This window comes from Cellvibrio zantedeschiae, from assembly GCF_014652535.1.
GTDB classification, from domain to species: domain Bacteria; phylum Pseudomonadota; class Gammaproteobacteria; order Pseudomonadales; family Cellvibrionaceae; genus Cellvibrio; species Cellvibrio zantedeschiae.
Genome location: NZ_BMYZ01000001.1, coordinates 298,193 through 323,656, shown reverse-complemented (window position 1 = coordinate 323,656; position 25,464 = coordinate 298,193). Strand labels below are relative to the sequence as shown.

The following is a 25,464-nucleotide window of genomic DNA, read 5'->3' as shown; positions in this document are numbered from 1 at the left end:
TATACTGCAGTCGTTTAACTCAATTACTTTTGTGATGCGGTGATTTCAGCTTTAAGGTACTTTTTTGCTGTCTCGGAATCTGGAATCCATTGCACCGAAACACCGTTGGAATACCTTACATCAATCGCTTTAACATCACTCCAAACACTGCTTAAAAATTTATCGTATACAGTAACAAATCTACGCAATTTTTCCATCACTTCTTCACGTCCAATCGCAATTTCTTTCTCATTTTTTAGCGTTAATCGCCAAGATTTTTTGTTATCGCACTTTAACGCCACAATTTCGAGTCCGCGCGAGCGCAACAGCGTCGATAAATCCTGATATTGCTGCATAATTTCACGCGCATTAATTTCATTTCCTTGCAACCAAGGCAAGCCAGAAAGCTTGTCGGTTTCTTTAACACGAATGATTTCACCGCGCTGATTTAAGAAACCATTTGCGTCCCAACGCGCAATCGGAGTTTGCTCCGCAATTTTCACCACCAAAGTATCTGGCCAACGACGACTCAGATAAACATGGTCGACCCACGGGTCTTCTTGAAGTTCACTTTTTAAACGGGCCAGATTTAATTGCAAGAAATCGCCGTCGATTTCCTTTTCTATCAGTTCCATCGCGCGATCTTTTGGCAAATACTGAAACTGCCCCTCCACTGCAACACTTTTTAGCGGTCGATCCAATAAATGCGCCAAAGGATCTGCAACAAAATAAGCTAATCCTGCAAATGTTGTTAACAACAACCCCAAGCCCAGACCGCGATAAATAATTTTGCGCGATACTTTCGCCCGGACCTCCTCGACCGCCGTCATTTTCGCAGACGAGGGAGACGCAGTTTTACCGCCTTGGGGCGAAACTTTGCTATAACCTTTTTCTCGACGCAGATTTGTTTCACTGCGCGCCATAATCGGATCATCAAACACTACACGGCTACGCTCCAGCGGTGCCGCTTTCTCTTTTGGTGTTGCCCCTCGCCCCAAAAGACGACTTTGCTTTGGTGCTTCCGATTTGCTATCCATTTTTTTTGTGGATACAGCATCGCGAGCAGTTAGCTTTTTATCGCCAATAATTGATGCTTTAGCGCGAGACTCACGACGCGGACTCTCCTGCAAAAGCACATCTCGCTCAAATAGACGATTAGCACCGACTAATCTGTCAGAAACTATCGGGCGATCCGTTTGTGGTGGCTTGTTTTTCATGCGTGACTGTTCACAACCTTCACAAACTGCAACGCAAAATAGTTAACACCAATTCACTGAAACTCAAACCGCGAACTTTGGCAGCCATAGGAACCAAGCTGTGACTTGTCATTCCAGGCGCGGTGTTAACTTCCAATAAATAAAAGTTCAACGATTTGTCTGCCATCACATCTACACGCCCCCATCCTTGACAACCTACAGCGTCAAAAGCAGCCAACGCGAGCGTTTTTAATTCAGCTTCTTTTTCCGGGCTTAGACCGCACGGACAAATATAACGAGTATCGTTGGCAATATATTTTGCGTTGAAATCGTAAAACGTATGATCAGTTTCTAATTTGATTGGCGGTAAAGCTTCACCATCAAGTATTGCCACCGTAAATTCGCTACCGACAATTAAACGCTCCGCAATTACGCTGCCATCATATTTTGCAGCGTTCGCAAAAGCTTCGGCTAACTCTTGCGCAGTTTTTACTCGATCCATGCCGATGCTCGAACCTTCGTGGGCGGGCTTAACCATTGCCTCACCTAAATCTGCAAGTATTTTTGCCCAATCACTATTTGCCGTTAACACCGCAAATTCTGGAGTCGATAAGTTCACACCACGCCATAATTGTTTGGTGCGCAATTTATCCATTGCCAGGGCCGAAGACTGTACGCCACTACCCGTAAATGGAATTTTTAAATACTCTAATACGGCCTGAATGCGACCATCCTCACCGCCGGCGCCATGTAAAGCTAAAAAAGCACGATCAATATTTGCAGCTTGAATATCAGCAATCGCGTTATCACCCACATCAATAGCCACATGTTCAATGCCCGCTTCAGCGAGAGCAGCAACAACGGCTGCTCCGCTTTGCAAAGAAATTTCTCGTTCCGATGAAGTTCCGCCCAGCAAAACACCGACACGGCCAAGTTGCTTTTTAAATTCATCGCTTATTGGTAATTTTACTGGTTGCATTTACGTCAAAACCTCACTGCAAATTTCGTTTTGCCAATTCGGGCGATAACACACCCACATTGCCCGCACCTTGAGTGATCACAATGTCACCTGCGCGAACCAAATCTTTAATAATGTCTGGAACACCATCTACCGTTTCTACAAAAATGGGTTCGATAACGCCGCGTGCACGAATGCTTCGGCACAAGTGGCGACTGTCCGCTCCTGGAATGGCATCTTCGCCTGCGCTATAAACTTCAAGCATGATTAATGAATCGACTGTAGATAAAACTTCGACAAAATCTTCGTATAAATCGCGAGTACGAGTGTAGCGATGAGGCTGGTAAACCATAACTAAACGTCGTTCAGGCCAACCATCACGCACCGCTTTGATGACGGCGGCAACTTCGCGAGGATGATGACCGTAATCGTCGACCAGCATTGCTTCACCGCTACCGATAGGAAAATTTCCGTAAACTTGAAAACGGCGACCAACACCCTGGAAGTTTGCCAATCCCTGCTGAATGGCTTCGTCACTTATGCCTTCATCTGTTGCAACGGCAATAACAGCTGTAGCGTTCAGTACGTTATGAATACCCACCGCATTTAACAGAATATGCAAAGGCTTATCATGACCCGGGCGGACCACATCGAATTCAGATTGCATTTTTGATTGCTTGATATTGATTGCGTGAAAATCACATTTCTCGCTAAATCCATAAGTCAAAATTGGCCGGGCAACTTCAGGAATAATGTCGCGTACAACAGGATCTTCACCACACAAAACAGCTAAACCATAAAAAGGTAAATTGTGTAAAAAATCGATAAAGGTTTTTTTCAGTTTTGAAAAATCGCCGCCATAAGTCTCCATATGGTCAGCATCTATATTGGTTACGATTGCAACCATGGGTTGAAGATGTAAGAAAGATGCATCGCTTTCATCGGCTTCTGCAACCAAATAGCGACTTGCACCTAATTGCGCATTGGTTCCGGTGCTATTAACCAAACCACCAATAATAAAAGTGGGATCTTGTTTCGCAGCTGCCAGGATTGATGCCAGTAAACTGGTGGTAGTTGTTTTACCATGGGTTCCGGCAACTGCAATGCCATGGCGATAGCGCATAAGCTCACCCAGCATTTCTGCACGGCGAACAATAGGAATACGCAGTTTACGTGCGTGAATAATTTCCGGATTTGTATTATTCACAGCACTGGAATTTACGACTACATCAGCACCCACAACATTTTCAGATGCATGCCCAACAAATACAGTGGCACCTTTTTTAACCAACGACTCAGTAACGCTTGATGCTTTAATATCCGAACCAGATATTTCATAGCCTTGATTCAACAATACTTCTGCGATGCCGCTCATGCCTGCGCCGCCAATACCAATAAAATGAATGCGACGAATGCGGCGCATTTCAGGAACTTCGTAATAATCTTTAATATTTTTTGCGGCCTTATCCACGGGCCACCTCCACACAAATAGTAGCAACGGTTTCTGCTGCTTGCGGTAGCGCAAGCGAACGCGCATTAGTTGCCATGCGTTTTAAATTGGCGCGTTCATGCAATTGATCAGTCAATAAAGCGGTTAGTTTTTCAGCTGTTAATTCTTTTTGTGCAAGCACAATACCTGCGTCCGCCTTTACCAAAATATCGGCATTACGTGTTTGGTGATCGTCAATTGCTGTTGGGAGCGGAATCAATACTGACGCAACACCAGCAGCTGCTAATTCACTTACGGTTAAAGCTCCAGCTCTGCAAATAACAATATCGGCCCATGCATATGCGGCTGCCATGTCATCAACAAATGCATCTACTTTTGCATTAACTTGATATTGCATATAGCTTGCAATAGTCGATTCAAGATGATTCTTTCCTGATTGATGACGCACAAACGGTCTTTCCTGTGGCAATATTTTTCCCAAAGATTGAGGCACAAGTTCGTTAATGGCCTTTGCACCCAAGCTACCGCCCAAAACTAATAAATGAAGCGTCTCTTCTTTTATTGCACGCTCATCGTAACGATTAGTTGGAGCGGGCAAATTCGCAATATCTTCACGTACAGGGTTGCCAACAATTTGCGATTCAATTTTTTCGGAAGAAAACGCACCTGAAAAAGCTGCTAGCACTCGTGTTGCTATTTTTGATAACAATCGATTTGTTGTTCCGGCTACAGCATTTTGCTCATGAATAATTAATGGTATACCCAACATTTTTGCTGCAACTCCACCAGGCCCAGAAGCAAACCCGCCAAAGCCGATAACTACATTGGGTTTTACTTTTCTAAATACCGACACAGCTTGCAAAATTGCCATCGCAATTAAGAAAGGTGCTTTAACCAGACCGATAAAACCACGTCCTCTCACCCCTTCCACGCGAATATGATGCAACTCAATATTTGCAGCGGGTATGAGAGAGTTTTCAATTCCACGAGGCGTGCCTAACCATTCCACATGAGCGCCACTTTTGCGAAGCACATCGGCAACGGCTAATGCAGGAAACACATGCCCACCAGTGCCGCCTGCCATGATCATGACAGTTAAATTCTTAGCGTTTAGCTGAAACAGGTTTGACGTCATAACATCACAGCCTTACGTTTTGAGCTTTCAGCTTTAGGTGATGCAACAGCTTCTGCACCATTTAACCCAGCAACTTCCCACTGTGCCCGCAAAACAAATGCCATTAATGCGCAGCATATTAATAGGCTACTTCCACCGTAACTTATGAATGGTAAAGTCAGCCCTTTTGTAGGTAGCAAACCGGAAGACACGCCAATATTTACAAATACCTGAAAGCTAAATAGGATCGCCACACCAAAGGTAGCCAACGCAGCAAAGACTTTTCCGCGCGCCAAATTATTTTTGGCAACCATAATAATGCGAACTACCAAGGCAGCGAATAAACCCACCATCACAACAGCGCCCAGTAATCCGAACTCCTCAGCGATAATCGCGAAAATAAAATCCGTGTGTGCTTCCGGCAAAAAGAATAATTTTTGCAAACTGTTTCCTAAACCTAAACCAGTCCACTCACCGCGACCAAAACCAATTAGTGACTGGGTTAATTGATAGCCGCCATTTAAAGGATCGGCCCAAGGATCCAAATAAGTAACCAAACGTTGCATACGGTAGGGTGAGAAGATAGCTACGGATGCCATGCCGGTTACGGCAATAATAATGAGCAACATGAAGTGCCAAATACGAACGCCGGCGATGAACATCATGGATATAACTGTCACCGTTAATACCACCGAGCTACCAAAATCCGGCTCAAGCAAAAGCAGAAATACAAACACGCCCAACAACAGCAACGGCTTTAAAAACCCCTGCCAACCAAAATGTAACTCGTGATAGCGACGCGAGAAAAAACTGGCAAAAAATATAATCGCGCAAACTTTTGCAATCTCGGAAGCCTGAACCATGATGAAGCCGAGATTCAACCAGCGCCGGCTGCCATTAACGCGATGGCCTATTCCAGGAATTAATACAATGAGCAGAAGGAATAAGGTAAAAATTAAAAAATGTGCGGCGTATTTTTCCCATATGCTAATTGGGATAGCGACAACGAAGATCGCCAACATTAAACCCATCACCAAATATATCGAGTGGCGTTTCGCAAAATACCAAGCGTCGTAATGCGTGAACTTCGAGGCTCCCGAAAAAGAAATGGATGCGGATGACACCATTACTAATCCTACGGATAGCAACACAAACCACAAACACAGTAGCGGCCAATCTACGCGCTGCCCCAAGGTTAAACTCGAACCTTGGTAAGATGACATGGCATTGGCTGATGTCATGACTTAACTGGCTCCTTTTCCTGAAGGGCCAATACGCCGACACAAAATTGTTCGCCACGATCTTCATAGTTTTTGAACATATCGAAGCTTGCACATGCGGGTGATAACAACACCGCATCACCCGAATTAGCGCGCGCAAATGATTTATGAATGGCATCCTGCATAGAATCAGCGAATTCATATTGAGCAACATCTTTTATAGCATCAGCAATGACTGGCGCGTCACGACCAATTAAAACCAAACGACAGGTATTTTTGGCCAGCGCAGGTTTTAATTCAGAAAAGTCTTGCCCCTTGCCTTCACCACCGGCAATAACAATTAATTGCGCCGGTGAACGAGCTAATCCATTAATCGCCGCAACTGTTGCACCAATATTCGTGCCCTTGGAATCGTTATAAAAATCTACACCATTTTTGGTAGCCACGTATTCGCAGCGATGATGTAAGCCGCGAAACTCTTTAAGCGTTTCAACCATCGCCGTTATTGGAATACCCGCCGCATCACCCAAAGCTAAAGCAGCCAAGGCGTTATCAAGGTTATGTTTACCGCTAATTTTTAATTCTCGCGAAGACAGCAATGGCTTTAAATTTTTTGCCAGAAAAGTTTCACCATCTTCTTCAATAAGACCAAAGCTACCAAAATCTGCCTTACCACCAAAATAGATAGGTTTAACATTCGCCGCTAACGGCGGGTGCGTAAGCACATCATTACGGTTAACAACAATATTTTCCGCACCAAAATAAACACGTAATTTGGCGAGAATATAAGCGCGCATATCAGGGTAACGATCGAGATGGTCAGCACTGATATTTAAAATAGTCGCAACTTTGGCATTGAGTTTGGTCACCGTTTCTAGCTGAAAGCTGGACAGTTCCATCACATACAGCTCAATATCATCCGCCAGAAGCTCCAGCGCGGGGGTTCCCAAATTTCCACCGACAGCAACTTTAATTCCCGCTTTGCTTGCCATCTCGCCGACTAAAGTTGTCACCGTACTTTTCGCATTGGAGCCGGTGATAGCAACAATTGGTGCTTTCGCATAACGCACAAATAATTCAATATCGCCAACCACAGGAATGTTCGCAGCCTTAGCCGCAGCTATAGCAGGTGTTTCGACTGATATACCCGGGCTAACAATAATTTCTTCGCAGCTGAGCAAAGTATCTACATTTAATTCACCAAGCTCTAACTGTATTTCAGGAAACTCAGCTTTAATTTTTTCGATATTGGGTGGACAAGTACGAGTATCCAGCAACACAAATGCCTTTTGTTGTTGCGCAAGAAAACGCGCTACCGATAAACCAGTAATCCCGGTACCGATAACAGCTTTAATGCGATTTGTGGCGATCATTTGTGTCACAGCTTTTTCTCAACCTTTTTAAAGGCATCTCGCTACGCGAGAATGGATTAACGAATCTTCAGTGTTGCTAAACCGATTAATACCAACATCAAGGTAATAATCCAGAAACGCACAATCACGCGCGGCTCCGGCCAACCTTTTAATTCAAAATGGTGATGTATAGGCGCCATACGGAAAATGCGTTTTCCAGTTAATTTAAATGAGGCAACCTGCAAAATTACGGAAACGGTTTCCAGTACGAAAATGCCGCCCATAATGAACAGTACAATTTCGTGACGGACAATAACGGCGATTACACCCAGCGCCGCGCCTAATGCAAGCGCACCTACGTCGCCCATAAATACCGTTGCCGGATAGGTGTTGAACCATAAAAAGCCCAAACCAGCACCTACCATTGCGCAGCAAAAAACAACCAATTCGCCAGCGCCAGGAATGTATGCAATATGAAGATAATCAGAAAACTTTAAGTTACCGGCCAAATACGCAATTAACGCCAAAGCACCCGCAACCATTACACACGGCATAATTGCCAAGCCATCCAAGCCGTCCGTTAGATTTACCGCATTACTTGTTCCGACAATGACGAAATAAGAAAAAACGATATAAAAAAGACCTAAATCAAGCGCAACATTTTTAAAGAAGGGAATAAAGAGTTGTGTCTCCGCAGGAGTAGCTGCTGCGTAATACAAAAATATTGCTGCACCAAAACCTGCAATGGATTGCCAAAAATATTTCCAGCGTGCAGGCAAGCCGCGTGAATCTTTTTTCGCAACTTTACGATAGTCATCCACCCAACCTACTGCACCAAAGATTGCGGTGACAATCATAACCACCCAAACATAACGATTACTTAAATCAGACCACAGTAATGTACTCGCAAATATTGCAACCAAAATGAGTGCGCCACCCATAGTTGGCGTACCCGATTTGGACAAATGTGTTTGCGGACCATCATTGCGAACTGATTGACCAATTTTTAATTCACTCAAGCGGCGAATAAACCAGGGACCTAGCAGCAAGGAAATTCCCAAAGCCGTAAGCACACCAAGGATGGCACGCAAGGTCAGGTACTGAAATACAGCAAACCCATGAACGTGTTCTTTTAATTGTTCTGCAAGCCAAAATAGCATTAGTGGTTTTCTCCGCTGGAGCAAAGTGCACTCACCACCAAATCCATTTTGGCGCTGCGAGAACCTTTGATTAAAATTGTTGTGTCAGGTGTTGCTTGTTTTTTTAACGCTGCGATCAATAAGTCGCGCTCGACAAAATGATGCTGGTCAACTTGTGAACCAAAGCTTTCGCTAGCATGTTTTGTTAACACACCCAAGGTATAAAAATGATCAATGTTTTGTTGCTTGGCATAAGCGCCCAATTGGGCATGAAGACTTTCGGCGTTTGCGCCGAGCTCTGCCAAATCACCCAAAACTAAAATTCGCTTTCCATTGCGCGCAGCCAACACATCAATTGCAACGCGTACCGAACCAGGGTTAGCGTTATAGCTATCATCAATAATTAACGATTGATTGGTGCCAATGTGTCGACTCATACGACCACCAACGGCAGAAAAATTACCCAAGCCTTGCTTGATACTCTCCAAGCTCGCGCCAACCGCATGAGCCATAGCAGCAGCCATTAACGCGTTGCGCACACTGTGCTCACCTAAAGCATTTATAGAGACTGGAATTTTTTTATCGTGAATTACTAAATCGAATGCAACCGAATCTGCAGAGAAAGTAATTTTTTCTGAATAGCAATCGGCTTGAGTGTTGTGAAGCGATACTCGAGTAGCTGGAGCATTAAGATTTACCAGCCATTGTGCGGAAAATTTGTCATCTATATTAACAACAGCAATATCAGCAGACGTTAAGCCTTGGTAAATTTCACCCTTCGCTTTAGCAACGCCCTCGATAGAACCAAAACCTGCGATATGTGCAGGCATGACATTGTTAATCATGGTGACTTGTGGACGTGCAAGGGAGCACAAATATTCTATTTCACCAATCGCACTTGCACCCATTTCTATTACAGCAAAATCATGATTTGCATTTAACTGTAATAACGTAAGCGGTACGCCAATATGATTATTGAGATTACCTTTAGTGGCATGAACATCTCCACACTCACGCAAAATATCTGCAAGCATGGTTTTGACAGTGGTTTTTCCGCTGCTGCCAGTAATAGCTAACACCGGCTTATTAAATGCATTACGGTTCATAGCCGCAATTTGACCCAATGCCAACAAGGTATCTTTTACAATCAATTGCGGCAAATTGACACTCGGATCAAATTTTTCAACAACTAATCCACAGACATTTTTTGCAGCAGCTTGCTGCAAAAAATTATGCGCATCAAAATTTTCACCACGTAAAGCTACAAACAAATCACCTGCCACTAATGTACGGGTATCGGTATTAACATTCGTAAATGCCACATCACCATTATGCACTTCAGCGTTGAGCGAGTTTCGGCAGTATTCTGCAACCTGAGTTAATGTCAGAGGCGCAATCATCACAAGCTCCCCTGTTGATCTTGTTCATTGAAATTTTCTAAATCACGTTTTGCAATACGACGCTGCAACGCCAAACGCGCTTGCTTGGTGTCACTAAACGCAATCGTTTGTTCGGCAAAAATCTGATAATCCTCATGACCTTTACCTGCAATTAAAATTAAATCACCTGACTTTGCTTGTTGAATCGCAAAGTCGATTGCCTGAGCACGATCTGCAATAACTAAACAACCATTCGGATTATGTAACCCGCGGATAATGTCTGCTGCTATAGCAGAGGGTTCTTCGTTGCGGGGATTATCATTAGTGATGATGACGTAATCGCTGTGCATTTCAGCAACTCGGCCCATTAAAGGGCGCTTGGTTTTATCGCGATCACCACCACATCCAAATACTGACCAAACTCTTGATTGTGTATGCTCACGAATCGCCTGAAGTGTATTTTCAAGTGCATCCGGTGTATGTGCATAATCAACAATCACTTGGATGTCTTGTTGGCTATCATCCAAAACAACCGATTGCATGCGACCAGGAGCAGCTTGCAACTGAGGAATTAAATTCATTACCGATTTAAGATCTGCATCACCTACACACATAGCAGCAATAACCGCCAACAAATTACTCAAATTAAATTTGCCGATAAAAGGTGCGATTAGTTCTGCTACGCCCCAAGGAGAGTGAAGCTGGGCACTAGCTCCGCTTGCAGTTAATGTAAGATTTGATAAATACACATCTGCATCATTATTGTTTATAGAAAAACTAACGGCTGATACATTTTCTGGCATTTGCTCTAGCAGATTTTTTGCCCATGCATCATCCGCATTTACAATCGCGTATTTCAAATTGGCGTGCTTTAATAATTGCGCTTTGGCTTTGCCATAGCTTGCTAAGTCACCATGAAAATCCAGATGATCCTGGGTGAGGTTGGTAAAAATAGCCGTATCAAATTGCAACGCAGCAACTCGACCTAAAACCAAACTGTGCGATGAAACCTCTATTGCGATAGTCTTTGCTTTTTGTTCGACTAAGTCGGCTAGAATTTTTTGAAGTGTGACCGGGTCAGGGGTCGTTAAACCCGTTGACTGTATTGCACTAATTTGTTGGTCCAGAGGTGCCAGGGAATTAGCATCCAGGACACCAAAACCCAAAGTCCCCACGACTCCCGCAGTCTCCGCTTTATGTGTGGCGAGTAAAGCCGCGAGCTGCGCAATCAGGAGTGCGCACGTTGTTTTTCCATTGGTGCCGGTCACACCAATCAAACGACAACGCAGACTTGGATGCGCATAGAAATTTCCGGCAATTTGGCTTACCTGATTTGCCAAACCATCAATTGCAATAACCGGTACTTTGCCAATCCAATTGGTGCCCTGCCATTGCTTATCAGCTTCAACCAAAATTCCCACAGCGCCTTGTTCAATTGCTTTAGCAATAAATTGACGCCCATCAATTTTTGCACCAACTAACGCAATAAAAACGTCGCCAGGCTCAATTGCACGTGAATCTAATTTCACACCGCTAATATTTATTGGTGCTGCGCTACCCAAATTTATGCCGGGCAATAAATTCTGTAAGGTGATTCTTTGTGAGAGCGGCATCATTGAATTGGCAGCGCCTCCTGTGATTGAACCACGGGCAACTGCTCTGCTTCTTGCTGGGCTTTTAATTTCGCTGCTTTGTCCGCAGCTTGCTTAGCTGTTCGAGCGGCAAATGCTTTTACTTCCTCAACCTGCTCAATGGTTGCATCCGGTGGAACTTGCAACATACGTAATGCATCTTCAGCCACTTTAGAAAATGCGGGCGCCGCAACCATGCCGCCATTTGCCGTTGTACCCGCACCTTGTGGCTCATCAATAACAACCATGGCAACAATGCGCGGATTTTCTACAGGTGCCATACCTACGAATGAAGAAATTTGCTTGTGTGTGTAATGACCGGCAATAGACTTGAAAGCAGTTCCTGTTTTTCCAGCAACTGTGTATGAAATTGTACGCGCGCGTTTACCGGTACCCTCAGTACCCACAACACGTAACAACATATTTTTTACTTCATCGGTATATTTTTTATCGACAACGACTTCGCCTTTGGGAGCTACGTCTATTTTTGTTAAAGAGATGGGGCGCTTCACTCCTCCGTTAGCAATCACCGAATAAGCTTGCACTACTTGCAGCACAGTCAAATTCATTGCATATCCGAAAGCTACGTTGCAACGCTCAATAAGCTGACCAACTTTAAGTGCTGGAACACGACCAGATGATTCGCCAGGAAAATAAGTTCCTGTTGGGTGACCAATCCCCAAACGGCTATACATATTTGTTAAAGCATTTGCATCTAACTGCAATGCAATTTTTGACATGGCGATGTTGCTGGATTTTGCAATTGCCATGGGCAAATCCAGCACACCATAGTTAAAACCGTCATCGGTAATTGTTTTTGTGCCTACTAAAAACCGACCTGGATTTGTATCAATAACATCAGTAGATTTAAATTTTCCGGATTCCAATGCGGCCAAAATTGCCAGCGGTTTCATGGTTGAACCCGGCTCATAAATATCGGTGATTGCGCGATTGCGTAAAGCTTGGCCTTTTGCCTGACCACGATCATTTGGGTTGTATGATGGATAGTTAGTGATCGCCAAAACCTCACCACTTTCTACATCTAAAATCACCAGTGAACCCGCAATTCCACTGCTATCTTCCACCGCTTTTTTTAATTCGCGATAAGCGAGATATTGCAAACGTAAATCGATGCTCAAGGTGAGATTTTGTCCGGCACGCGCCGCTTTAATTAATTGCAACTCTTTAACGGTACGGCCTTTTAAATCCTTAAGGACTTGCTTGGAACCATTTTCACCGCTCAGCCAAACGTCATAAGCCATTTCCATGCCTTCTTGACCGCGATCATCAACATCTGTCATACCAACCAAATGCGAAACCACTTCACCCGCAGGATAATAACGATGGTATTCCGTTTGTACGTTTACGCCTGGAATATCCAAATCCATAATTTTTTGTGCGGCATCAGGGGCCATTTGGCGCTGCAAATACATAAACTCTTTACTGGCATAACGTGTTAGGCGAGATTCCATATCCGCTTTATTGATACCTAGAGCTTTTGCCAATTCTGCAAAACGTTGTGGCGATTGCAGCAACACTTTTGGATTCGCCCAAAGAGTTGCAACCGGCGTGCTCACCGCGAGCGGAGCACCATTGCGATCAGTAATTACACCGCGATAAGCCGGGATTAATTCATTCCGTAAAGTGCGCGCTTCGCCTTGCACCTGTAAAAATTCAAAACCCTTATCGGCGTTTGGTAAAACCTGCAAACTGGCGACGTGCCCAATTAGCACAAATACTAAAACGCCCATCACACCTACGACACAATAAAAACGCCAACGCGCAACCTTTAATGGGCTGCGCGGTTTTGGTATTTGCGGATTACTCTCAAGAGTTTTGGCATAGGAGGTTCTAATCATCAGCAGGCACCATCACCACATGCTCAGTTGTTGGTGCAATCATGTTTAATTCTTTATTTGCTATGCCTTCGATTCGACTGTACGCAGCCCAAGTACTTTCTTCGAGTAAATATTGCCCCCACTCAACCTGCAAATGAGAGGCTTCACGGCGCAGGGTTTCCAATTGATTTACGTCACGACGAACTTGCTGTGTAGATGACACAACTGCAAGCGCAGAAACAATCACCGAAATCCAGAGACAAGCCACCAACAATAACGCCCAAGGCGCTATGCGTTTTGGTGTTCTTGATTGGTATTGACTCATGATGTTCCTATTAATTTGTGTGATCGTTTTTAATTAATTATTAAGAAATTTTCTCCGCGACTCTCATGATCGCGCTGCGCGATCGCACATTTATATCCACTTCGCTATCGCTAGCTTTAATTGCTTTTCCGCAAGAGCGCATACGTTTATTTAATTGTTCATCGCGAATAGGCAAGCCGCGCGGAACAGGGTCACCCAACTCCTGGCGACGAATAAAACGTTTCACTACTCGATCTTCCAAAGAGTGAAAACTGATCACAACCAGGCGGCCACCAACAGCTAAAACTTCCAACGCCTGCTCTAAGACTGCATCCAAATCCGTCAATTCGTTATTCACATGAATGCGAATTGCCTGGAAAGCGCGCGTTGCCGGATGCTTGCCTTTTTCCCACGCTGGATTAGCTTCCTTAATCACTTCCGCCAAATGCCTGGTGCGAGAAAATGGTTTGGTTTGACGCTCGACAACAATCGCGCGCGCCATGCGCTTGGCAAATCGCTCCTCACCAAACTCTTTCAACACATAAGCGATATCTTCTTCGGCCGCTGTATTCACCCATTCAGCTGCGCTCTGACCACGGGTTTGATCCATACGCATATCCAGCGGGCCATCGTTTTGGAAACTGAAGCCTCTCTCCGCCTCATCCAACTGGGGCGATGACACGCCCAAATCCAACAACACACCATCGACCTTGCCGGTCATGGTGCGCGCTTCAATCAAATCGCCAAGTTCCGCAAACGAACCGTGCGCAATCTCGAAACGGGAATCCTGCGCAAAGCGCTCGTTTGCCACCGCAATTGCCGCAAGGTCTTTATCAATACCAAGCAAACGGCCATCAGCCGATAAGCGCTCCAGCACCAACGCACTATGGCCACCACGACCAAAAGTACCGTCGACATAAAAACCAGCGGGATTAGTAACTAGCGCGTCAACCGCTTCCTGCAAAAGTACGGTGACATGTTGGAGTTGAGTCACGAATTGCTCCTAAAGCGAAAGCGAGAGCATTTCGCTGGGAATTTCGTCGTCAGCAGGCTCATCCAACAGCGCCAGCCAACTTCCTTCACTCCACAACTCCAGCTTTTTGCCCTGACCAACCAACATCATTTTTTTATCAAGATTCGCGTATTCACGCAGGGTTGGCGGGACGAGCACACGACCACTGGCATCGATCTCCAATGCAGTGGCATAACCAATCAGGATGCGCTTGGTGCGCTGGGAAACTTTGTTAAAGCTGGGAAGTGCTTCGATTTGCGGCAATAGCTCCAACCATTCAGGCTCGGGATACACCAATAAGCAGCGATCTTGCGTATGCGCAGTTACCACTAGGCGCCCGCCACAAGACGCCACCAACTCTTCGCGTACGCGAGTCGGTATCGCCATGCGACCCTTGGGGTCCATGCTGATGGAGTTACTACCTGTGAACACGTTTCACCACTTTTTGTTTTTGCTGTCGTTATTAGTTGGAATTTTCCACAAAACACCACTAAAACCCACTTTTTTCCACAACGCACACTATAAATCGGGAAGACTCAAAGTCAAGCAAGCAATCGGTAAAAAGCGGGGAAAATCACGCTAAAAAACAGGATTTGGAAGACAACAGCAGGGAATTAGTAGGGATCAGGAAAAGATGAAAAGCGATATATCCAGCAAAATCAAAAGAATGGCGCGCGAAGTTAAAGTAACACTTTAACTTTGAAATTATTTTGGGTTAAAAGAAGTGATTTTTTAGAAGGAAGCGGTCTATAACCAACTAACGGGGGATATTTTTGAGAGGGCAAATATTACACACCCATCTGTTTTTGACTAGTTTTTTATGATGACCTCGAATTATATTGAAGAGAAGCATCATCAAACACTCATTCGGATTCTCTCCTAGATGCGACTGAGTCAACCCGCGACCTGAGAAGGGAAAAAATAACACCCACCAAACAAAGCAACCAAGAGGCCGGCTCACCAACTAATAATTTTAAACGTGCAGGAAGATAATTGGATGCGTGGCCAAGCTGAAAATAACCCTCACCATCCAACAACCCTGTTTTCGCAAAACGGTCTTCAAACCCTTCACAATAGGCTAATACAGATTGCTCGAAACCCTTAGCATCTACATATTTTCCGTTTACGTGCATTATACCGTACCCTTTACCCCATTCATTTCCTACTAGCGAATCGTAACGAAAATGAGTGGCGCCAAACATATATGTCATACCCGAGGAATGAATATAGCCCTGTAAAACATTACTAAAAACTGGATGTGTTCCACTGAAACTCATATCTCCCGTTAGAACAAGGCGACCTTGACGCTCCGGCGTTGAACTCTCTAGAAATTCGAACGCTAACGTAATAGGTGTTGCATACAACACTTGAGACGAAAGCAGTAGTATCAGGAACAATAGTTTTTTCATATCTCTATCCTTAATCCAAATTCTTCAATGGTCGCCGTTTATAAGATCACAGTTTACCGAGATAAAAAGAATCAATGTGTTACGAAATCGGCTTTTTATAAACCAAATATAAATAAAATAAGTTTTTGTACAGACAAAAGGTCTCACTAACTATGAATATTTATTTTTAAATAAATATTTAAACGACAATTCAAAAACTAGTTCAACTAGACTTGGCACTTAATATCTCAATAACACGAGGTTAAATACAATCGGTGAATTTGCTAAACATCTCAAATATTCCTGACAATTTTTAAAACTCTAAATATTTTAATTAAAAACCAACCTAGACAATGCATCAAACATTGTGTTTTGAAAATGGCAAGAGAGGTAAAAAGTGGTTCGCTAATCAGGCAAGCTGATTAATTTTTAAATGTTGAAACACAAGACGAATACACCTAGCGGTGAATAACATGATTCACTAGATTAGCTAACCGGATTAAAGTTGGTTGCGACTTGCTAGCTCTCGACAAAACCAGATCCAGCTGTATTGTTAATTGGCTTTACAGGCTTAACTCCCGCAATATTAAATTTTTAATCGCCCCGATTATTTTTATCAACAATAAAAATCCCGAAACCGTCGCCAGTTTCGGGATTCATTTCCAGAATTTATCTGGGGTAACAATTGGTGGAGCTAGCCGATAAGCCGGGTTCTGTCGTGGACAGTCATTCATCTGGGACTTGTGTCGCCACAAGCCTCAAGCAACCTACCCGAATCCAGTGCGGGCCGCACCTGAAGGATTCCTATTTGGTCTTGCTCCGAGCGGGGTTTACCGTGCCACGGACTGTTACCAGCCGCGCGGTGCGCTCTTACCGCACCCTTTCACCCTTACCGGTTCTGGTTTGCTACAAGTAGCACCTTGAACTTAGGCGGTTTGCTTTCTGTTGCACTTTCCGTAGGCTCACACCTCCCAGGCGTTACCTGGCGCTCTGCCCTATGGAGCCCGGACTTTCCTCCCCAGCGCACCAGCTAACACGCAAGCGAGTCAGGCAGTTAACGCCAGAGCGACTGTCTAGCCAACTCCGGCGCGCACACTACCCCCAAGGTTTCAAAAGCACAAGTAAATTCCGTGTTTGTAGCGACTGACTACTGGATCACAAAGCGTGATTAAGTTAATGCGCATCCTCATGCCAAAATCATTAGACGGCTGGTATTTTATGGATTTTGGGCTATTACTAATCATAGGCTTCACCCATTAACTCTCTGATCCATTTAATAAAATAAGCATTGAGGAGCTCACCTCGTGAAATTGCCAAAACTCAGCTTACTGTCTGTTGTTATTGCCAGTTACATCAGTTTTCCGGCCATAGCAGATGAAACCCCCACTCTGGATGAGGTTGTGGTTACCGCGCAAAAACGCGTACAAAAAATGGAAGACGTACCCATTTCCCTTACCGCCCTTAACGGCGCGAAACTGGAAGAAACCGGCATCACCAGCATTGCGGGAATTGCCGATTACACCCCCAGCTTCAACATGACCCAAACGGGTATTGGTACAAACATAGCGATTCGCGGCATCAGCTCAGGCGTAAACCAGGGCTTTGAGCAGTCAGCGGCGATGTTTGTGGATGGTATTCACTATGGCCGCGCGCAGTTAGCGCGTGCACCTTTCCTCGATATCGAGCGAATTGAAATTTTGCGCGGCCCGCAAAGTATTCTGTTTGGCAAAAACAGTACTGCGGGCGCAATTAGCATTATCAACGCCAAGCCCGGAAAAGAATTTGAAGGCAGCTTAAACTTGAGCTATGAACCCGAGTTTGAAGAAAAAGAAGCTCGCCTCGTGCTCTCTGGCCCCATCAGCGATACCGTCGGCGGACGCATGGCAATTTTGAGCCGCAAGACTGACGGCTTCATTGAAAACACTACACTGGATCGAAACGAATCTGCTGATAAAGACCAAGTCATACGTGCAACTTTGGAGTGGAAACCAACTGATACTTGGGATATCACCCTGAAATTGGAAGACGGTTCATTTGATAGCAATGGTCGCAATATTGAAGTGATTAAACCTGTCACTAACAGCGCGCTCAATACGACAAAAGATCCAAATCCTTACAAAACTATACTTTCCTATTTAACTGCTGGCGCCTTCCAATTAGACACGACTGAAGACGGCAAACGTCAATCTAACGGTGACTATAGTTACAACGACACAAACAACATCACACTGACTGCTGAGCACGATATTGGCGGTATGACACTGACATCTGTGACCGGTTATAACGGCTACACCTATTCTGAATTGTGCGATTGTGATTTTACCGGCGCGTCTGGCTTCAATATTTATTCTGATGAAAAGTATCGCCAGGTGAGCCAGGAGTTGCGCTTAACGTCGGCAGCAGATCAAAAGATTACCTGGATTGGCGGTTTATTTTATCAAGGCAGCAATATCAAATTCCACGATAAAGTTTTTGTACCTACCAACAGCGTAATTGCCACTGCCGTTTCACCGTTGTTGCGCGGTGCCTCAACGCAACGTGACTTTAATCAGGACACCAGTTTGTATGCTGTGTTTGGTCAAGTTACCTGGAACATTACGGATACCAACCGTTTAATTCTCGGTGGACGTTATTCATCAGAAACCAAAGATGCAGATCGCGCGCAATATCATGTGTCACCGACTGGTGATTTGTTGCCACTAGGGACCGTCAATGATCCATACAATAAACTTTGGGTTGGTTTTAAAGTTGATCCACATAATGTTAAGGGCGATCGCAGCGAATCAGGTTTTGATCCGCAAATTATTTTCCAACAAGACATCAATAAAACTGATCGCCTGTACGCCAGTTACACCACAGGCTTTAAATCTGGCGGTTACGATGTTCGCGCCAACTCCGCGCCTACTGCTTTAGGCGGCCTCTACCCGGGCAATGACACTAACGGTAGCTGGGAGTTTGAAAAAGAAGATGTGAAAAACTATGAGTTAGGTGGCAAGTTTTTACTTGCGAGCGGCTCAGCTGAACTTAACATTGCATTGTTCCGCTCAGACTTCACCAACATGCAAACCAGCCAATTCGACGGCAGCCTAAGCTTCAATGTTACCAACGCCGGTGAAGCGCGCGTGCAAGGTTTGGAAGTGGACGGACGCTGGGCAATTACCAGCAACTTATTAATGCGCGGCGGTGCAAGCTATTTGGACTTTGAATACCTCGACTTCCCCAACGGGCAATGCGCATTTGGCCAAGCCGCTAATAGCGGGCCAACAGCTTGCGATCAAACGGGCATGCGTCGAGAGTTCGTACCCAAATACCAAGGCAATGTAGGTTGGGATTACGATATCGATTTACCCAATGGCTGGAAACTTGCGAATACCCTGGATGTTGTTTTCAATTCCGGGTATTTAACTACACCATCATTGGATAGTCGTTTTGAGCAATCGTCATACACCAAAATTAATGCGCGCATTGCATTAAGTGGTGCGGATGAAAAATGGGAAGTCGCATTGGTTGGCAAAAACCTCACCGATGAATCTGTTATCACTTATGCCAACGGCTTGCCCGTTGCAAGCGTGTTAACCAAAGGTGCTGGCTCAGGCTTTTATGCGTTCTATGAACCCGCTAGAAGCGTTGCGATTCAAGGAACAATTAAATTTTAAGACATAGAAATTAAGTTTTTAAAAGCCGCATCTTAAGTTTTTAGATGCGGCTTTTTTATTATTGTCAAATGACAACATAATCATATTTCTATAGCCGGATAACACTGACCGTGGATTTTACCGTGCGTATAACGGGTTATTTGAAAATCTTATCTCAGGATGTTAGCGTTCAACTTTCGACTCGGGACATCCGCCAATGCCAGCAAAGAACACTCAACAATCTACCGCTCTATTACGTGCCCAATTGCGCGTGATGTTGGGTAATGAAATTGCGTTTGGCCCGGGAAAAGCAGATTTACTTGAGGCAATTCGCGATACAGGTTCTATATCTGCCGCAGGAAAAAAAATGGGTATGAGTTACAGGCGTGCGTGGTTATTGGTCGATGCAATGAATCGCTGCTTTCAACAGCCATTAGTCGATACTGCAAAAGGTGGAACAAACGGTGGAGGAACACAATTAACAAAATTAGGCGCACAAATACTGGAAGATTACCGAGCCCTGCAAGCAGAAGTCGCCATCATAACCAATAAACATTTTGAAAAAATGCAGTCTTGTTTACGCAAAATGCCATTAGCTTCTGAATCCGCTACTTAATTTCCATTAGCCAACAATTGACCATCACTCATCACTAGCTGCGTATCTGTCAAGAAATCAAGCTCACGCGGTGAGTGTGTAACGTAAACCATAGGAATTTTACATTCCGATTTAATTCGTAAAAAAAACGGCAAAATCTGATTTTTTAAACGCTCATCCAACGAAGATAGCGGTTCATCCATCAGCAACACGGATGGCGAATATAAAATTGCTCGCCCTAGAGCTACACGTTGTTTTTCACCACCCGAAAGCGCAGTTGCTTTGCGATCCAGCAAATGTTCAATTTCCAATAATTTTGCAACTTCATTTAACTCAAAATGTCGTTCAGATTGAGTAATATTTCGGTAACCGTAAAGCAAATTATTGTGTACCGAGAGATGCGGCAGCAGTTGACCATCCTGAAAAACCAAACCAATCCTGCGTTTGTGCGGTGGACTCCAGAGATTAGTTTTTGCGTCGAAAAGACGCTGATCATTGAGTTGGATATACCCCTGCTGCGGCTTCAACAAACCTGCAATTACCGCTAAAAATGTGCTTTTTCCACTGCCAGATGCACCTAAAATCCCGGTGATAGGAGCTTCTAGTTTTGTACAAACCTGCAAGCAAAAATCATCGCGCTTAACATTAATATCTACATCAAGCACGATGAACTCCCAGCCATTTTTCAGTGCGACGTGACAACACATTACTCAATAACAATGCAAAAAATGCAAACGCCAAGCTGATAAAAATCAACCGCATTGCAATTGCATCGCCATCAATTTGGTGAGTTGCCGAGTAGATCGCCAAGGGCAACGTTCTTGTTTCACCGGCAATATTTCCTACAAAGGTAATAGTCGCGCCGAATTCGCCAAGCGAGCGGCTAAACACCATAATCAAACCAATTAAAATACCGGGCAGCATAAGCGGTAGGGTTACGGTCAACCATACTTTTAACGGGCTGGCACCGAGGGTACTAGCAGCTTGCTCAAGGCGACGATCAATCATTTGCACAGACAATTTTGCCGCTTGTACCATCAAGGGAAATGCAATAATTGCCGAAGCCAAAACCGCACCTTTCCAGTTAAACGCAAACTCAATATTGAAATGATTTTTTAGCCATTGCCCAGCAACACCCTGCGAACCAAAGGTGACTAATAATAAATAGCCCGGCACAGTTGGCGGCAATACCATTGGCATAAATAAAAGAGCTTCAAACGCAGGTTTTGCAAAAAAACTTTTACGCGCAAGTAACCATCCACAAGCAATTCCCGGCAGCAAACACACGAGCGTGGCCCACAGGCCAACCTGTGCAGAGAGTGCGAGCGCTTGCCACTCGGGTTCAGTCAACATAGAGAACACAATCCTGAATAAAAACTAGCTCACCCTAAATCCTTCGACAAGCTCAGGATGAGCGATACCTACTTAATATCCCAACCGGCTCACCAAGAGCTTGTCGAAGAGTATTTACTCAAATATCTTTTCGATTACTCTGTATTTGAGAAAAGCAGGACATGATGTCATTCATTTAAATCTTAATTAAAAATGACAAAGCCGTAACGAGCGAATACAGCTTTAGCGTCATCGCTTTGCAAGAATTCCCAAAAAGCCTTTGAGTCAGCACCCGCATTTTTGGTTAAAGCACCGGGATATTCAATAGGTGCATGGCTCGCAGCGGGAAAAGTTGCCACCACTTTCACTTTTTTGCTCAATTGTGCATCAGTTTTGTAGACGATCCCCAAGCTACATTCTGCGCGCTCAACAAAAGCCAATGCGGTACGAACATCTTCAGTCCCCACAATGCGCGCTGAAGATTTATCCCACCATCCGTAGTGCGTAAGCGATTGCTTGGCATATTTACCCACGGGAACAGATGCGGTGTCGCCTGTACACAAACGTCCGGTAAAAGCAGCATTAAAATTAAAGCCAGCGCCTAAAGTGATCTTAACATCGCTTGCCAAAGGTGCAATCAATACCAAATCATTGCTGAGTAATTTCTTGCGCGATTCACTCACCAACAGACCACGTTTACCTAAATAATCAGCCCAATCATTATCTGCCGAAATAAAAATATCTGCTGGTGCGCCATTTTCAATTTGCTTGGCAAGCGTGGACGAGCCAGCAAAAGATTTTTTAATCGCAACGTCAGGGTGGGTCTTTTGATATGCCGAACTTAACTCAGTTACAGCATCCGTCAAACTCGCTGCGGCATAAACATTTACCTCTCCAGCCGCTGCCCAATTACTCAACAAACCCAGAGTAATTACACACAATAATTTTATTTTTGCCTTCAAAAAGGCACCGCTTTTGGGCAACACCAACAAAGCTTGCATCATTTTATTCCTCATTTTTTACATCAATTAATCAATAACGTCATTTCTAATAGATCATCGATGTATATGGTTGTATATATCGATTAACAATGTCAACATCCGCCCCCGATATTTCATTCAAATGACAATCGGAGACTTGAACAATGCGTCAATTAGCAAAACTCTCACCCTGGTTTTTAGTATATTCATCGCTCGCTGCCCCCGCATTCGCAGTGGACGCCACCACTGAACTACTCGCCCAAAAAGGTGTTATTACTGCCGAAGAATACGAAAAAATTAAAAAAGCACAAAACTCACAAGCCACAGTTGATATGAGCGATGGCTTAAAAATTGTGAGCGGCGATAAGAATTTCAGTGCGCAAATCGGCACCATGTTGCAATTAGATGGAGTCAATTACAGCAGCGATATTAAAGATGTTGCAGGGCGAGACCTCGCTAACGCTGGCTCTGAATTTCGCCGCGTACGCTTATCGATTAACGGCACTTTGTACAACAGCTGGGATTACAAAACTGAAATTGATTTTGCCAATGGTTCACAATTAATTGATGGCTTTGTCACCTATCGCGGCTTTAAAACCTCCACGCCAATTCAATTAACCTTCGGCCACTTTAAAATTCCGTTCAGTCAGGAGTCTTTAGCCGCCGATAAAGGTTTAACCTTTATGGAGCGTTCACTGCCCAATGCATTTTTAAATGCACGCGCACCTGGTGCCATGATTTCTGCGGGCAAAGATAATTGGAGCAGCGCGTTTATGCTGTACGGCGAACAAATTTCTACCGCTGCCAGTGCAGTAAGTGATGAAGGTGGCGGCGCAGCTTTCCGTACCTCCTGGGCACCTTTAATTGGTCCCGGTGGCACATTTCATTTAGGCGCATCTCTCGCAACGCGCGCGCCGAGTCAAAATAATACGGCATCAACAACGACACCTATTACTTACAGCGATAGCGTGCGCTTCCGCAGCAAACCTGAATCCAACATTATTGAAACTCGCTTGGTGGACACTGGCAATATTGCCAACGCCGAACGCACTGATTTGTGGGGGTTAGAATTGGGGGGGAGCTTTAAAACCTTGGGCTTTAACGCGGAATATATTGATACCACCGTACACCGCAAAAATAATTTGGACGATGTTCATTTCAGTGGCTGGTTTGCGCAAACTAGTTGGAGCATTACGGGAGAACAACGTACCTATAAAGGCGATAAAGGTTTATTTGATGGCATCAAGCCTTCAAAAGGTATTGACCAAGGTGGTATAGGCGCGTGGGAATTAGCAGTGCGTTTATCCGAAATTGATTTAACCGACGGTGATTTGGTATTGCGCAATAAGGTGATGTTACCGGAAATCAATGGTGGCAAAGAGCGCAACCTTACCTTCGCACTTAATAGTTATTTAAACCAATATTTCCGCGCAAGCATGAATTACGTACATGTGCTGGATATAGAAGGTGGGTCGTTTGCCGATAAAGATTTAAATGCAGTGCAACTTAGATTGCAGTTTGCGTATTAAAATCCAGGCTTCTATAAAATAGAATCGCATTAAAAGCGGCTTATGAGGGTTGCTATGCAACCCTCTTCACTTATTTAATTAACAAAATTGGGGCCGAATGTATCTAAAGAAAAACTTTAGGAGCGGCATTGTGTAAGTCAATGATAGTGAACGCGGCATGATCACCCTCTTCTTCCAGATGATCCCAATCATTCTTTTCGCAGACAGTTCGCACCTGATGATGATGCAAACCTAACTCATTAATATCCAAATATACCGTTGTATCATCAGGCTTCAAAAGGATTGTATAACTTAATCCATCATGTACTTTGTGCATTGCAGCAGGTGCATGAATTGCGGTCATAGGTAAACTCCTGAATTGCGCGCATTAGATTTTCAGCGCCGAGCCTTAAGCTTAACTCCACTTGTTATCAAAAAAATGTGCGGTGCCTAACGTAAAAAATCGCCTGCAAATAAGGGGTTTTCTGCATTTTTTAGCGGTATCGCCAACGACCTGACGATAGCGACATTCAAAAAGGGGGGGCGCAAAGGAATGATCAATAGGTGTTGTGATTATTAATGTATTATTCTTTTAGCGCCCAATCGTACAAAAAATTCTTTTTCAAACCTGTAATTTTTGCACCTATAGCAGCAGCTTGTTTTACCGGTAAGTCTTCTAACAAAACGCGCATAATGCGCTCTTGCTCGGCGGATATTTCTGCACTCTCTGGCTTGGTTGCCCCATGCACTAACAACACAATTTCTCCACGCTGTTGATTGCTGTCTGCAGCAACCCAATTCACCATAACATCCAACCTATCGCCTTTAATCGTTTCAAATGTTTTGGTGACTTCGCGCGCAATAACAACTTCGCGCTCAGCACCAAATACACTCAACATATCTTGCAAGGTTTCCAGAATGCGATGCGGCGCTTCGTAGAAAATTAACGTACGAGTGTCGCCCGCTAAAGATTCAAGCTGAGTGGTACGTGCTACTTGTTTTGCGGGCAAAAAACCTTCAAAAGCAAAACGATCAGACGGCAAACCCGCAGCGCTCAAAGCCGCAATCATGGCGCATGCACCGGGAATAGGTGCAACACGAATTCCTTGCTCGCGCGCTTTGCGCACCAGGCGGTAACCCGGGTCAGAAACCAGAGGCGTGCCAGCATCTGAAATCAAGGCGACATCTTCACCGGCTAATAATCGCGCAATCAATTGTTCGGTGCGATGTTCATCACTGTGATCGTGATACGCGACTGCAGGTGTTTTTATGTCAAAATGAGCCAATAAACGAGCGCTGTGGCGCGTATCTTCCGCAGCAATCACTGCTACAGTTTGTAGTGTCTGTATGGCTCGCGGTACCATGTCGTCCAAATTACCGATAGGCGTGGCGACTACATAAAGTGTGCCGCCAGAATTAGCTGCCAAAGTACTCATAAAGTTCGTTCCAAAGGC

General features: G+C 44.5%; 22 protein-coding genes and 1 other RNA gene. 3 read left to right on the top strand and 20 right to left on the bottom strand.

Going from position 1 to position 25,464, the window contains the following annotated elements:
• Positions 1–23: 23 nt before the first annotated feature.
• The 15 genes from IE104_RS01480 to rnpB all read right to left on the bottom strand — a co-directional run bounded on the left by IE104_RS01480 (position 24) and on the right by rnpB (position 17,045).
• Entirely contained in the window at positions 24–1,196 is a 1,173-nt protein-coding gene (locus IE104_RS01480) for a cell division protein FtsQ/DivIB (protein WP_229837564.1), read from the bottom strand.
• A 19-nt stretch (positions 1,197–1,215) separates the two neighbouring features.
• Positions 1,216–2,154, bottom strand: a complete 939-nt coding sequence (locus IE104_RS01475; RefSeq protein WP_189415394.1) for a D-alanine--D-alanine ligase — start codon at positions 2,152–2,154, stop codon at positions 1,216–1,218.
• A gap of 13 nt (positions 2,155–2,167) precedes the next feature.
• Positions 2,168–3,556, bottom strand: coding sequence for a UDP-N-acetylmuramate--L-alanine ligase (gene murC, locus IE104_RS01470; protein WP_229837789.1), 1,389 nt, complete (start codon positions 3,554–3,556; stop codon positions 2,168–2,170).
• A gap of 40 nt (positions 3,557–3,596) precedes the next feature.
• Positions 3,597–4,718 (bottom strand): undecaprenyldiphospho-muramoylpentapeptide beta-N-acetylglucosaminyltransferase, encoded by a 1,122-nt coding sequence (gene murG, locus IE104_RS01465; protein ID WP_189415391.1) that lies wholly within the window; start codon positions 4,716–4,718, stop codon positions 3,597–3,599.
• Complete coding sequence (ftsW, locus tag IE104_RS01460; protein ID WP_229837563.1) at positions 4,715–5,938, bottom strand: putative lipid II flippase FtsW; 1,224 nt, start codon at positions 5,936–5,938, stop codon at positions 4,715–4,717. The genes murG and ftsW overlap by 4 nt, the downstream gene beginning before the upstream one ends.
• Positions 5,935–7,290, bottom strand: coding sequence for a UDP-N-acetylmuramoyl-L-alanine--D-glutamate ligase (gene murD / locus IE104_RS01455; protein ID WP_189418198.1), 1,356 nt, complete (start codon positions 7,288–7,290; stop codon positions 5,935–5,937). Before murD ends, ftsW begins: the two co-directional genes overlap by 4 nt.
• 56 nt (positions 7,291–7,346) lie before the next feature.
• A complete protein-coding gene (mraY, locus tag IE104_RS01450) occupies positions 7,347–8,429 on the bottom strand; it encodes a phospho-N-acetylmuramoyl-pentapeptide-transferase (protein ID WP_189415389.1) in 1,083 nt (360 codons plus the stop codon).
• Entirely contained in the window at positions 8,429–9,808 is a 1,380-nt protein-coding gene (locus IE104_RS01445; RefSeq protein ID WP_189415387.1) for a UDP-N-acetylmuramoyl-tripeptide--D-alanyl-D-alanine ligase, read from the bottom strand. The genes mraY and IE104_RS01445 overlap by 1 nt, the downstream gene beginning before the upstream one ends.
• Positions 9,808–11,403 carry a UDP-N-acetylmuramoyl-L-alanyl-D-glutamate--2,6-diaminopimelate ligase gene (locus IE104_RS01440; RefSeq protein WP_189415385.1) on the bottom strand — a complete coding sequence of 532 codons (1,596 nt, stop codon included), beginning with the start codon at positions 11,401–11,403 and terminating at the stop codon, positions 9,808–9,810. The genes IE104_RS01445 and IE104_RS01440 overlap by 1 nt, the downstream gene beginning before the upstream one ends.
• Positions 11,400–13,277: a peptidoglycan D,D-transpeptidase FtsI family protein gene (locus IE104_RS01435; RefSeq protein ID WP_189415383.1), complete on the bottom strand. Its 1,878-nt coding sequence runs from the start codon at positions 13,275–13,277 to the stop codon at positions 11,400–11,402. The genes IE104_RS01440 and IE104_RS01435 overlap by 4 nt, the downstream gene beginning before the upstream one ends.
• Positions 13,270–13,581: a cell division protein FtsL gene (ftsL, locus tag IE104_RS01430; RefSeq protein ID WP_189415381.1), complete on the bottom strand. Its 312-nt coding sequence runs from the start codon at positions 13,579–13,581 to the stop codon at positions 13,270–13,272. The genes IE104_RS01435 and ftsL overlap by 8 nt, the downstream gene beginning before the upstream one ends.
• A gap of 40 nt (positions 13,582–13,621) precedes the next feature.
• The gene (rsmH, locus tag IE104_RS01425; protein WP_189415379.1) at positions 13,622–14,554 is read right to left on the bottom strand and encodes a 16S rRNA (cytosine(1402)-N(4))-methyltransferase RsmH; all 933 of its coding nucleotides are present in this window, start codon (positions 14,552–14,554) and stop codon (positions 13,622–13,624) included.
• Positions 14,555–14,563: 9 nt separating this feature from the next.
• Entirely contained in the window at positions 14,564–15,004 is a 441-nt protein-coding gene (gene mraZ, locus IE104_RS01420) for a division/cell wall cluster transcriptional repressor MraZ (RefSeq protein WP_189415377.1), read from the bottom strand.
• A gap of 431 nt (positions 15,005–15,435) precedes the next feature.
• Positions 15,436–15,981, bottom strand: a complete 546-nt coding sequence (locus IE104_RS01415; protein ID WP_189415375.1) for a hypothetical protein — start codon at positions 15,979–15,981, stop codon at positions 15,436–15,438.
• Between the two features lie 665 nt (positions 15,982–16,646).
• An RNA gene (gene rnpB, locus IE104_RS01410) (RNase P RNA component class A) lies at positions 16,647–17,045 on the bottom strand.
• A 219-nt stretch (positions 17,046–17,264) separates the two neighbouring features.
• On the opposite strand from rnpB, the gene IE104_RS01405 reads away from it, so the two are divergent.
• Positions 17,265–19,616 carry a TonB-dependent receptor gene (locus tag IE104_RS01405; protein ID WP_189415373.1) on the top strand — a complete coding sequence of 784 codons (2,352 nt, stop codon included), beginning with the start codon at positions 17,265–17,267 and terminating at the stop codon, positions 19,614–19,616.
• A 196-nt stretch (positions 19,617–19,812) separates the two neighbouring features.
• Positions 19,813–20,211 carry a winged helix-turn-helix domain-containing protein gene (locus IE104_RS01400; protein ID WP_189415371.1) on the top strand — a complete coding sequence of 133 codons (399 nt, stop codon included), beginning with the start codon at positions 19,813–19,815 and terminating at the stop codon, positions 20,209–20,211.
• On the opposite strand, the gene IE104_RS01395 is transcribed toward IE104_RS01400, so the two are convergent.
• The 3 genes from IE104_RS01395 to modA all read right to left on the bottom strand — a co-directional run bounded on the left by IE104_RS01395 (position 20,208) and on the right by modA (position 22,526).
• Complete coding sequence (locus IE104_RS01395; RefSeq protein WP_189415369.1) at positions 20,208–20,855, bottom strand: molybdenum ABC transporter ATP-binding protein; 648 nt, start codon at positions 20,853–20,855, stop codon at positions 20,208–20,210. The two genes, IE104_RS01400 and IE104_RS01395, sit on opposite strands and share 4 nt — an antisense overlap.
• Positions 20,848–21,543, bottom strand: coding sequence for a molybdate ABC transporter permease subunit (gene modB / locus IE104_RS01390; RefSeq protein ID WP_189415367.1), 696 nt, complete (start codon positions 21,541–21,543; stop codon positions 20,848–20,850). The genes IE104_RS01395 and modB overlap by 8 nt, the downstream gene beginning before the upstream one ends.
• A gap of 182 nt (positions 21,544–21,725) precedes the next feature.
• Entirely contained in the window at positions 21,726–22,526 is an 801-nt protein-coding gene (gene modA / locus IE104_RS01385) for a molybdate ABC transporter substrate-binding protein (RefSeq protein WP_229837562.1), read from the bottom strand.
• A 140-nt stretch (positions 22,527–22,666) separates the two neighbouring features.
• On the opposite strand from modA, the gene IE104_RS01380 reads away from it, so the two are divergent.
• Positions 22,667–24,031 (top strand): OprO/OprP family phosphate-selective porin, encoded by a 1,365-nt coding sequence (locus tag IE104_RS01380; protein WP_189415365.1) that lies wholly within the window; start codon positions 22,667–22,669, stop codon positions 24,029–24,031.
• 103 nt (positions 24,032–24,134) lie between these two features.
• On the opposite strand, the gene IE104_RS01375 is transcribed toward IE104_RS01380, so the two are convergent.
• Together IE104_RS01375 and rsmI are read right to left on the bottom strand one after the other, a co-directional pair.
• Complete coding sequence (locus IE104_RS01375) at positions 24,135–24,374, bottom strand: hypothetical protein (RefSeq protein WP_189415363.1); 240 nt, start codon at positions 24,372–24,374, stop codon at positions 24,135–24,137.
• Between the two features lie 220 nt (positions 24,375–24,594).
• Entirely contained in the window at positions 24,595–25,446 is an 852-nt protein-coding gene (gene rsmI / locus IE104_RS01370) for a 16S rRNA (cytidine(1402)-2'-O)-methyltransferase (protein WP_189415361.1), read from the bottom strand.
• Between the last annotated feature and the right edge of the window lie 18 nt (positions 25,447–25,464).

Excerpts from the sequence above, each read along its gene's own strand:
- IE104_RS01480 (WP_229837564.1), bottom strand. The coding sequence starts at position 1,196 with ATGAAAAACAAGCCACCACAAACGGATCGCCCGATAGTTTCTGACAGA.
- IE104_RS01475 (WP_189415394.1), bottom strand. The coding sequence starts at position 2,154 with ATGCAACCAGTAAAATTACCAATAAGCGATGAATTTAAAAAGCAACTT.
- murC (WP_229837789.1), bottom strand. The coding sequence starts at position 3,556 with ATGCGCCGCATTCGTCGCATTCATTTTATTGGTATTGGCGGCGCAGGC.
- murG (WP_189415391.1), bottom strand. The coding sequence starts at position 4,718 with ATGACGTCAAACCTGTTTCAGCTAAACGCTAAGAATTTAACTGTCATG.
- ftsW (WP_229837563.1), bottom strand. The coding sequence starts at position 5,938 with ATGACATCAGCCAATGCCATGTCATCTTACCAAGGTTCGAGTTTAACC.
- murD (WP_189418198.1), bottom strand. The coding sequence starts at position 7,290 with ATGATCGCCACAAATCGCATTAAAGCTGTTATCGGTACCGGGATTACT.
- mraY (WP_189415389.1), bottom strand. The coding sequence starts at position 8,429 with ATGCTATTTTGGCTTGCAGAACAATTAAAAGAACACGTTCATGGGTTT.
- IE104_RS01445 (WP_189415387.1), bottom strand. The coding sequence starts at position 9,808 with ATGATTGCGCCTCTGACATTAACTCAGGTTGCAGAATACTGCCGAAAC.
- IE104_RS01440 (WP_189415385.1), bottom strand. The coding sequence starts at position 11,403 with ATGATGCCGCTCTCACAAAGAATCACCTTACAGAATTTATTGCCCGGC.
- IE104_RS01435 (WP_189415383.1), bottom strand. The coding sequence starts at position 13,277 with ATGATTAGAACCTCCTATGCCAAAACTCTTGAGAGTAATCCGCAAATA.
- ftsL (WP_189415381.1), bottom strand. The coding sequence starts at position 13,581 with ATGAGTCAATACCAATCAAGAACACCAAAACGCATAGCGCCTTGGGCG.
- IE104_RS01415 (WP_189415375.1), bottom strand. The coding sequence starts at position 15,981 with ATGAAAAAACTATTGTTCCTGATACTACTGCTTTCGTCTCAAGTGTTG.
- IE104_RS01400 (WP_189415371.1), top strand. The coding sequence starts at position 19,813 with ATGCCAGCAAAGAACACTCAACAATCTACCGCTCTATTACGTGCCCAA.
- modB (WP_189415367.1), bottom strand. The coding sequence starts at position 21,543 with ATGTTGACTGAACCCGAGTGGCAAGCGCTCGCACTCTCTGCACAGGTT.
- modA (WP_229837562.1), bottom strand. The coding sequence starts at position 22,526 with ATGATGCAAGCTTTGTTGGTGTTGCCCAAAAGCGGTGCCTTTTTGAAG.
- IE104_RS01380 (WP_189415365.1), top strand. The coding sequence starts at position 22,667 with ATGCGTCAATTAGCAAAACTCTCACCCTGGTTTTTAGTATATTCATCG.
- IE104_RS01375 (WP_189415363.1), bottom strand. The coding sequence starts at position 24,374 with ATGACCGCAATTCATGCACCTGCTGCAATGCACAAAGTACATGATGGA.
- rsmI (WP_189415361.1), bottom strand. The coding sequence starts at position 25,446 with ATGAGTACTTTGGCAGCTAATTCTGGCGGCACACTTTATGTAGTCGCC.